Here is a 9,434-nt window from a genome sequence, read left to right on the forward strand (position 1 = left end):
CGGGCACCCCGGGTCACAACTTCAGGTCGAGCAACCCATCGCCCAGATCCTCGTCAGACAACGTCTGCTGGATCAGTGCGCGATGAGCCTGCTCGCTCCACAATTCGAATTTGTCGCCCATGCCGAGCAACACCGCCTTCTTTTCAATGCCAACAGCGTTGCGGTGGCTTGCCGGAATACTGATGCGGCCGTTGCCATCCAGCTCCAGATGCGCGGCCGAACCGACCAGCTTCTGTTGCAGCAGGCGCACGACGCGCTGTGTGTTGGGCTTGGCCATGACGTCGTCGCGGACCCGTTCCCACTCCTGCTCGGCATACAGCCAGAGGCAGCCGGACTCGAAGGGGTTGTAGGTCAGGACCAGGCGGTTGTTGCTCACACGCGCGACGAGGTCGCGATGCGCGGTGGGAACCGCCATGCGTCCTTTATCGTCAACCGTGATGGCCGTCTCGCCCTGAAACACGACGCGTACACCTTTCCTTCGCCTGGATGAAACATTGAACCACGAAAAACCACAAAAAACCCGGTTTCCCCTCTGTTGCCCACCTTAGCAGTGCCGATTGGGTTGTCAACAGTTTTGCGAAGGGGAAATCACCTTGGACATCAAGGGCTTGCAGCAATGTTTAGAGACTTGTTCAAGGCTTATCCACAAGTTGCTGTTTCGTCTCAATTTTTGAGATTGGGGCGAAGTTCAGGGGTGTGGAGGTGGCGTGAAACCTCCCCGCGCATTCATCCGCCCCCATGTCCCAAGCGACCCGTTGCTGCGCAAAACCGGCACAATGCCGGGCATGTGCCTGCTTGCCTTGGCCTGGAAGGTCCACCCCCGCTGGCAGTTGCTGATGGCCGGCAACCGCGATGAATTCCATGCACGTCCCACGACTGGTTTGGCGGCGTGGCCCGCACCGGACCTGGGCGTGCTGGCCGGGCGCGACCTGCGTTCGGGCGGCACCTGGGCCGGCGTCGGCCTGGATGGCCGGATGGCGGTGGTGACCAACGTGCGCGACCCGCTGGCCCGGCAGACCGGCCCGTCACGCGGTGCACTCGTAGCCGACTACCTGCGCGGGACCGGTTCTGCGGCCGCCTTTGCCGACGCGCTGGCCGGCAACGCCCCGGCCTTTGCCCCGTTCAACCTGCTGCTGGCCGATCGGGACAGCTGCCAGTTCCTGGGCAACCACCCGCTGCTGCGGCAGACCCTGGCCCAGGGTATCCACGGCATGTCCAACGGCCCGCTGGACGCGCCATGGCCCAAGACCCTGGCCTTGAATGCCGCCCTGCAGGACTGGGTGGACGCCGGCCGCGAGGACCTGGCGCCGCTGTGGGCGGCACTGGCCGACGAGAACCGCGCCGACGACGCCCGACTGCCCGACACCGGCATTGGCCTGGAGCGGGAGCGCTGGCTGTCGGCCGCCTTCATCCGCAGCCCGGAGTACGGCACCCGGGCCAGCACCGTGATCGCACTGGATGCACAGGGCCAGGGCTTCATCCGCGAGCGTCGTTTCGACCCGTCGGGCGCGTGCGTGGGCGAGACCGCGCTCACGGTCGGCCCGCCCGGGCCGTTGCCCAGCCCCGCTGCAGGGTGAATGAAGCGGGGGCGGTCCGGATCGTTCCCGCCCGCTCGTCGCTCTTGTCTGGTACCGGCGCAGTTGGCGCCCTCCAGCCGAGACCCTTGATGAATCGACGAATTACCGTTTTCCTGGCCACCCATGTGCTGACCCTGGCAGCAGGCTTCGGCAGCGGGGTATACCTGTTGCCCATCCTTACCGCACCGGATGGGCCCAGCGCGTCCAGCGTTGCCGAGGCGATGGCCAACAGCACCCATGAAGCCCGCTTCCGCCGCGACCTCAAGGGCAGTGACGCGGTGCATTGGGCCGACGGCAAGGTCAGCGTGAGCCACAGCCAGATCGCCTTCGATGGCCGCATGGGCCCCGGCCCGGATTACAAGGTGTACCTGTCGCGCGAATACGTCGACACCCGCGGCGATTTCCTGCGGATCAAGCAGGACGCCACGCTGATCGGTGACGTAAAGACCTTCAACCGCTTCCTGTTGGACGTGCCCGACCACGTGGACATCGACGACTACACCACCGTGGTGGTGTGGTGCGAAGCGTTCAGCCAGTTCATCTCGGCGGCCCAGTATCGAATGGGCCCGCAAGCCTGACGAACGAGGAGCCCCCTTTGCTGAGGGGGCTTCTTCGCCGTCGGCGGAAAAAGCGGCAGAGCCGGCCGATAAGCCGGGTTTTGTCGTGGACAGTCATTCTTCTAGGCGCCACGTCACCGTGGCGCTCAAGCAACCTACCCGGTCCCGACGCGGGCCGCGCCATGAGGACCCTATTTGGTCTTGCTCCAGGTGGGGTTTGCCGTGCCGGTCTGTTGCCAGACTCGCGGTGCGCTCTTACCGCACCATTTCACCCTTACCGGCTCCCCGAAGGGAACGTAGGCGGTATCTTTCTGTTGCACTTTCCGTCGGCTCGCGCCGCCCAGGCGTTACCTGGCACCTTGCCCTGCGGAGCCCGGACTTTCCTCGGCATTCCCGAAGGAATGACGCGACTGTCTGGCCGGCTCTGCCGTGGGTAGTCTACCACCGTAACGGATGCTGGCCCCTGGTTGATTGATACCGATCCCAATGGGCCCGTATCAATTCGTAGCGCCGGCCGTTGGCCGGCTGCTCTTCGTGCCGGCGTCATGAACCCTGACCGGCGGCTTCGGAACCTTTGAACGCCGGGGCGTTGGCCGCAGTTGTTGCGTTACCGTCTCCGGGCGCTTGAGCCGCGCTGCGCGCGGTGTCCGGCCAACGGCCGGGGCTACGACGTGTTACGTAACGTCCGCAGGTCGGGATCAATCAGCCAGCCGCCCGGAAATTTCCACGAATCCATTGCGATGCCGTTTACGAGCCGTACAACGCTTTTCGCGGGGCGCCGGTGAGTTCGGCGGCGAGTTTGGCGGCTGTTGAGGGCGGCAGGTGTTCGCTGAGCTTGGCGTACAGGCGGCGGCCCTGCGCGAGCTGGGCCTCTTCATCGTTGGCCGCACCCTGCACCATCACCACGAATTCGCCTTTGCGCTGGTTGTCGTCGGCTTCGACCTGCTGCAGCAGGCTGGCCAGGTCGCCGTCGAGCACAGTCTCGAACAGCTTGGTCAGTTCGCGCGCCAACACTGCGGGCCGTGTTGGGCCGAATGCGGCCACCATGTCTGCGAGCGACTCCGCGATGCGGTGTGAGGATTCGTAAAAGACCAGCGTGCGGGTTTCCCCTGCCAGCGCCTGCAGGCGTTCGCGGCGGCCGGACCCCTTGGCCGGCAGGAAGCCTTCGAAGGTGAAGCGGTCGCTGGGCAGCCCGGCCACGCTGAGCGCGGCAATGGCCGCACAGGCGCCGGGAACCGGGCTGACCCGGATGCCGGCTTCGCGCGCGGCACGGACCAGCCGGTAGCCGGGATCGCTGACCAGCGGCGTCCCGGCATCACTGACCAGCGCCAGCGATTCGCCCGCCTGCAGCCGCGCCACGATGCGCTGGGCCAGCACCTCTTCATTGTGGTCGTGCAGCGCCACCAGCGGCTGCTGGATGCCGAAGTGGGCCAGCAGCTGGCCGCTGCGGCGGGTGTCCTCGGCGCAGATCGCGGCCACCGAACGCAGCACCTCCTGCGCCCGCGGCGTCAGGTCGGACAGGTTGCCGATCGGGGTGGCAACGACATATAGCGTGGGGACAGCACTCATCGCAACGGCACTCACAGGTCAAGGGTAGAATCCTAACGTGTACGAGCCACCCTCGAATGGACCTGATGATGAACAAGCCCGCCGCACGCATCTCCGCCCTGTCGTTGTCGCTGCTGCTGCTTGCCGGCTGCGCCACGACCAGCCTGACCAGCGCCCCGGAATCGCCGGCGCAGAGCCAGGCCCTGGCGCTGATCGACCAGGGCAAACCGCGTGACGCCGCCGTACAGCTGGAAGCGCTGGCCAACACCCTGCGCGGCAACGCCCGCGGCGCCGCGCTGGCCGATGCGGCCTTTGCCTGGCGCGAGGCCGGCGACAACGCCCGCGCGCGCAGCCTGCTGGCCCAGGTCACCGCTCGCCAGCTCAGCGGCGCCAGCCTGCAGCGTTTCCAGCTGACCAGCGCCGAGCTGGCCCTGGCCGACAAGCAGCCCGCCCAGGCATTGGCCTTCCTGAACGAATCCTCCGACACCGTCTCCGCGCCGCTGCGCACGCGCTGGCAGCTGGCGCGCGCCAATGCGCTGCAGGCCACCGGCGATGCGATGGGTGCGGCCACCGAGCGCGCCCGTGCGCACGCCGCGCTGACCGGCCAGGCACGCACCGACAACCAGCAGGCCATTGCCGGTCTGCTCGGCACGCTGGACGATGCCACCCTGCGTGCCCGCGCTGCGGCGCTGCCGGCCAACGAGCCGCTGTACAACTTCGCCGGCCGCGCCCTGATCGCACGTGGGCTGCCGCTGCCGCGCCCGTTCGACCGTGATGGCGTGGCCCAGTTCGACACCAGCAAGCGTCCGCCGGCGATGAGCGATGGCTACCGCCCGCCGGTGAAGATGGCCGTGCTGCTGCCGCTCAGCGGCCGCCTGGCCACCGCCGCCCAGCCCGTGCGCGACGGCCTGCTCAGCGGCTACTACGGTGAAAGCAGGCAGCGCCCGGATATCCAGTTCATCGATACCGCCGGTACTCCGGCCGGCGCCGTGGCCGCGTATGACAAGGCCGTCGTTGCCGGCGTGGACTTCATCGTCGGGCCGTTGGGCCGCGATGAAGTGGACGCCGTGTTCGGCCGTACCGAACTGCCGGTGCCGGTGCTGGCGCTGAACCGCGGCAAGAGCAGTCCGCCGGCCGGCAGCGCCGGTTTTTCGCTGGCACCGGAAGACGACGGCATCATCGCCGCCGAGTACCTGCGCAGCCGCGAACGCAGCAAGGTGCTGGTGCTCCACAGCAATGACGACAACGGCCGCCGTACCGCCGCCGCCTTCCGCGAGCGCTTCACCCAGCGCGGCGGCCAGGTGCTGGCCACCGTGGGTGTGAGCGACACCGTGGGCGACATCGGCGCGCAGCTGCGTGCCGCCGGCGCGGTGGACGGCGTGCTGCTGGCGGTGAAGGCACCGCAGGCGCGCGCGCTGGCGCCGCAGCTGGCGCTGGCCGGCGTGGGCGGCGCCACCCGCGTGGGCACCTCGCAGCTGACCCTGGGCACCGGCAAACCGGAAGAAGACATGGCGCTGGACGGCATCGTCTACCCGAACGAAGCCTGGAACGTGCGCGGCGTGGCTGGCCTGCCCTCGGCCGCGACCGCCGGGCAGATCCTGCCGACCGCGCGCGGCGCGGCCGGTCGCCTGTTCGCGTTCGGTTTCGACGCCTGGAAGATCAGCGCCTACCTGGACAAGGTCGCGACCGAAGGCGGCCTGGCCGGCGCCACCGGCACCCTGTTCCTCGACAGCAACGGCAACGTGCTGCGGGTGCCGGCGTGGTCGACCTTCAGCGGCGGCCGGCCGATGCCGGTGGGCAACAACTGAGGCCATGCCCACCCAGCGGGCGCAGCGCGGGGCGGCGGTGGAAACCGCCGCGCTGGCGCACCTGCGGCGCGCCGGGCTTGTTCCGGTTGCGCGCAACGCCCGCTACAAGGGCGGTGAGCTGGACCTGGTGATGCGCGATGGCGACACCACCGTGTTCGTGGAAGTGCGCTATCGCGCCACCGCCGATTTTGGGGGTGGCGCGGCCTCGGTGGACCTGCGCAAACGACGCAAACTGGTGTTGGCCGCACAGCTGTTCCTGCAGTCGCATCCCACGCTGGCGCAGGGACCCTGCCGTTTCGACGTGATTGATGCCAGCGGCGACCCACCCCGCCTGGACTGGTTGCGCGACGCCTTCCGGCTGGAAGACTGCGGTTTCGATCGATGACTATGAGGGCCGCCCAACGGGCGGCGCTACCGGAAGGCTGCAATGACGACGACCCTGCCTGCTGAATTTTCCGCCACCCTGCAGGCGCTGCTCGGTGACGATGGCTGGCGCACCGATGCCACCACGCTGGCTGCGCATGCACAGGACAACTCCTGGCGGCATGCGCTGCCCAACGGCGTGGCGCTGCCGCGCAACCGCGAGCAGGTGCTGCAGATCGTGCGCGCCTGCCGCGCACACGGGGTGCCGGTGGTGGCGCGCGGCGCCGGTACCGGCACCACCGGTGCGGCGGTACCGGTCAACGGCAGCATCGTGCTGTCGTTCGCGCGCATGGGCCGCATCCTCGACATCCAGCCGGGCAACCGCTGCGCGGTGGTGGAACCGGGCGTGCTCAACGGCGACCTGCAGCACGCCCTGGTCGAGCACGGGCTGTTCTGGGCACCGGATCCATCCAGCGCCGATATCTGCAGCATCGGTGGCAACCTGGCCTGCAACGCGGGCGGCCCACGCGCGGTGAAGTACGGTACCAGCCGCGACAACGTGCTTGGGCTCGTTGCGGTCACCGGCGCCGGTGAACTGATCCAGTGTGGCGGCGCCTATACCAAGGACGCCACGGGCTACGACCTGACCCACCTGCTGGTGGGCAGCGAAGGCACCCTGGCGCTGATCGTGGAAGCCACCTTGAAGCTGACCCCGTTGCCGGTGGCCCAGGCCGGGCTGCGGGTGCTGTACCGCGACGCGGACGCGGCGGCGGCGGCGGTGTCGCGGCTGATGGCGCAGCCGGTGGTGCCGACCCGGCTGGAGTTCATGGATGCGCGCAGCCTGCAGCTGCTGCGCCGCAATGGCGCCGAGGTGCCGGAGGCCGGCGCGATGCTGTTGGTCGAAGCCGATGGAGACCACGACACCCTGCCCCACCTGCTGCAGGCCTTGGCCACGGCCGCCGAAGGCGACGGCATGCTGGCGCTGGACGTGGCAATGGAAGGCAGCGCGCGCGAGAAGCTGTGGGCCGCGCGCAAGGCACTGTCACCCGCACTGCGCAGCATCGCGCCGGGCAAGATCAACGAAGACGTGGTGGTGCCGGTGTCGCGCATTCCGGACCTGGTGGCCGGTGTGCAGGCACTGGCGCAGCAGTACACGCTGACCATCGTCACCTTCGGCCATGCCGGCAACGGCAACCTGCACGTGAACATCCTGTACCACCCCGACGACGCGGACGAGAGCGCGCGTGCGCAGGCGGCGTTGCCGAAGATCTTCGAACTCACCCTGGCGCTGGGCGGCACGCTGTCGGGCGAGCATGGCATCGGATTGGCCAAACGCGACTTCATGACGCAGGCCTTTACGCCGGCTACGTTGGCGGCGATGCGCGCGATCAAGCACGCACTCGACCCGGACGACATCCTCAATCCGGGCAAGGTGCTGCCGCCGCTGTAATCGACGACGTTTTCGCCACGTCGTCGCAAATGGCGGAGCGCGTCACGCGCAAAGTGTGATGCTTTGCAATTCCTTGCATGGGCCACGCGCGCATCGCTGCGCATTCTTGTCGCCCCCTGGACATCCGGCCTGCCTGCGCAGCAGCGTGCTGCGCGACCGGCCTGCCTGCATCCCAACGCTGTGCCGATGGTCGGGTGTCCCTCTGCCCTCCGACCAGAACGCCCGACGATGATGCCAAACCGCTCCTCCTCCGCCCGTGTTTCGATGCGCCCGCTCGCGTCCTCCCTGATGCTGGCCCTGCTGATGCTTCCACCGGGCGATGCCAGTGCACGCGAACTCGACGGCGAAGCGCACGAAGTCACGCAGGGCGATCCCCAGGAATGGTGGCTGCTGACCAACGGCGCGGAACTTCTGGTCAATGGAGGCCGCACGTACAGCATCAGCGCACGGGACGGCAGCCTGGTCACGCTGATGAATGCACAGGTCGAACGCGAGCATTCCAACGTGGAAGCCATCGAACTGCGCGGTGGCTCCGCGCTGCTGTCCAGCTACTCGCGCATCGAGCACGGTGGCATCCGCTCATGGACCAGCTCCTCGGTATACCTCCACTACAGCCGGGTCACTATTGGCGAGGAGGCCCCCGAGTCCGTCCCGACGGTCGGCATCATGATGATCGCCAGCACCACCGACGCCCGGGTGACGCTGGATGCCTCGACCCTCCACGTGGTGGACAGGCCGGGTAACCCGAATTACGCCACGGGCATCGGCATTCGCCACGGCGCGGGCGTGGTGGAACTGCTGAACGGCTCGCACATCGATGCGGGCAACGTCGGGGTGATGCTTCACGACACCCGTGGCGACGGCCGCTTGATCGTCGAGGATTCGACGATCCTTTCCCGCCGCGGTGCGGCGATCGAGGTCCTGGATGCCAATCACACCTATGACGTGCGCATTGCCAACGACGCCCGCCTCACCGGTGGCGACGGTCATCTGCTGCGCGTGCGCAACTCGACCGGCGCCGCAGGTGGCGGCCAACCGCATGTCAACGTGGTGGTCGACAACGCACGCCTGCAGGGTGACATCACCCTCGATGACAGTGCCGCTGGCGGGCGTATCGACCTGCTGCTGGAGAACAACGCGCGCATCGAGGGCCGCCTGTCCAACGTGACCTCGGCGGGAATCGGCAGCGGCAGCAGCTGGCTGCTGACCGGCGACAGCAGCGTCGGCCACCTGCAGCTGGACGGTGCCGGCACGGTTGCGCTGGGCAGTGGCGCCGCATTCAACACGCTGAGCGTGGACAACTTCGTGGGCAACGGCGGCACCCTGGCCTTCAACACCGTGCTCGGGGACGACGCCTCGAGCACGGACCGACTGGTCATCAGCGGCAACGCCAACGGCCAGGCCAACGTGCGCGTGCTCAACGTTGGCGGCGCCGGCGCGAAGACCGACCGTGGCATCGCGCTCATCAGCATCGTCGGCGAATCCAACGCGCAGTTCGACCTGGTCGGGCGTGCCGTTGGCGGCCAGTACGAGTATTTCCTGGTCAAGGGCATCGACGGCAGCTGGTACCTGCGCTCGGAGGGCGGCCCCACGCCGGATCCGTGCGAGGTTGATCCCAGCCTGCCGCAGTGCGAGCCGATTGATCCGATTGATCCAGTCGATCCCGTCGATCCGGTGGACCCGGTGGACCCAATTGATCCGGTAGATCCCGTCGATCCAGTGGATCCGGCTCCCGTGCTTCGCCCCGAAACCGGCGCCTACCTGGCCAACCAGTTCGCGCTCCACCACCTGCTGCGCCACAGTGCGCGCGAGCGCACCGCGCAGCACGCGTCTACCCGTGGGAACGTGCGCGCCTGGGCGACGCTGGATGGAACCCATACCCGCCTGGGCGCGGTCAAGGACCAGCTTGCGCTCGATGTGGACCGCTCGCGTCTGCTGGTCGGCACCGACATCGGCGCGTTTGCTGCCGACCGGGGCCGCGTGGGCGTGATGCTCGCGGCCGCCCGGTCGCAGGCGACCTCACGCTCCTCCCTCACCGCCTACCGCGCACGCGGCAAGGTGGAAGGCGGCGCGGCAGGTGTGTACGGCAACTGGCGCAATGACGCCGTGTCCGTGGATGCATCGGTGCAGC

Annotated in this window: 8 protein-coding genes and 1 other RNA gene; 6 read left to right on the forward strand and 3 right to left on the reverse strand. The window is 68.1% G+C overall.

The window, feature by feature from the left end; all coding sequences use genetic code 11:
• Nucleotides 1–13: 13 nt before the first annotated feature.
• On the reverse strand, nt 14–460 hold the full coding sequence (mraZ, locus tag SOM39_RS17900; RefSeq protein WP_093536097.1) for a division/cell wall cluster transcriptional repressor MraZ: 447 nt from the start codon (nt 458–460) through the stop codon (nt 14–16).
• A gap of 325 nt (nt 461–785) precedes the next feature.
• Here mraZ and SOM39_RS17905 point away from each other — a divergent pair, with 325 nt between their 5' ends.
• Nucleotides 786–1,577 carry an NRDE family protein gene (locus tag SOM39_RS17905; protein ID WP_320459140.1) on the forward strand — a complete coding sequence of 264 codons (792 nt, stop codon included), beginning with the start codon at nt 786–788 and terminating at the stop codon, nt 1,575–1,577.
• Nucleotides 1,578–1,666: 89 nt separating this feature from the next.
• Nucleotides 1,667–2,155: a DM13 domain-containing protein gene (locus tag SOM39_RS17910; RefSeq protein WP_184124729.1), complete on the forward strand. Its 489-nt coding sequence runs from the start codon at nt 1,667–1,669 to the stop codon at nt 2,153–2,155.
• 53 nt (nt 2,156–2,208) lie between these two features.
• Here the strand turns inward: SOM39_RS17910 and rnpB are convergent.
• Together rnpB and rsmI are read right to left on the reverse strand one after the other, a co-directional pair.
• Nucleotides 2,209–2,560, reverse strand: an RNA gene (gene rnpB / locus SOM39_RS17915) — RNase P RNA component class A.
• A gap of 321 nt (nt 2,561–2,881) precedes the next feature.
• Entirely contained in the window at nt 2,882–3,703 is an 822-nt protein-coding gene (gene rsmI, locus SOM39_RS17920) for a 16S rRNA (cytidine(1402)-2'-O)-methyltransferase (protein ID WP_093536101.1), read from the reverse strand.
• 68 nt (nt 3,704–3,771) lie between these two features.
• Here rsmI and SOM39_RS17925 point away from each other — a divergent pair, with 68 nt between their 5' ends.
• From SOM39_RS17925 to SOM39_RS17940, 4 genes are all read left to right on the forward strand, one after another.
• Entirely contained in the window at nt 3,772–5,490 is a 1,719-nt protein-coding gene (locus SOM39_RS17925; RefSeq protein ID WP_320459141.1) for a penicillin-binding protein activator, read from the forward strand.
• Between the two features lie 4 nt (nt 5,491–5,494).
• Nucleotides 5,495–5,875 (forward strand): YraN family protein, encoded by a 381-nt coding sequence (locus SOM39_RS17930; protein WP_184124723.1) that lies wholly within the window; start codon nt 5,495–5,497, stop codon nt 5,873–5,875.
• Between the two features lie 42 nt (nt 5,876–5,917).
• Nucleotides 5,918–7,303: an FAD-binding oxidoreductase gene (locus tag SOM39_RS17935; protein WP_320459142.1), complete on the forward strand. Its 1,386-nt coding sequence runs from the start codon at nt 5,918–5,920 to the stop codon at nt 7,301–7,303.
• 264 nt (nt 7,304–7,567) lie between these two features.
• Nucleotides 7,568–9,434 (forward strand): autotransporter outer membrane beta-barrel domain-containing protein (locus SOM39_RS17940; protein WP_320459143.1); only part of this gene is annotated, 1,867 nt, incomplete at its 3' end.

The sequence above is a fragment of the Stenotrophomonas sp. CFBP8994 genome (assembly GCF_034044835.1).
GTDB classification, from domain to species: Bacteria; Pseudomonadota; Gammaproteobacteria; order Xanthomonadales; family Xanthomonadaceae; genus Stenotrophomonas; species Stenotrophomonas rhizophila_A.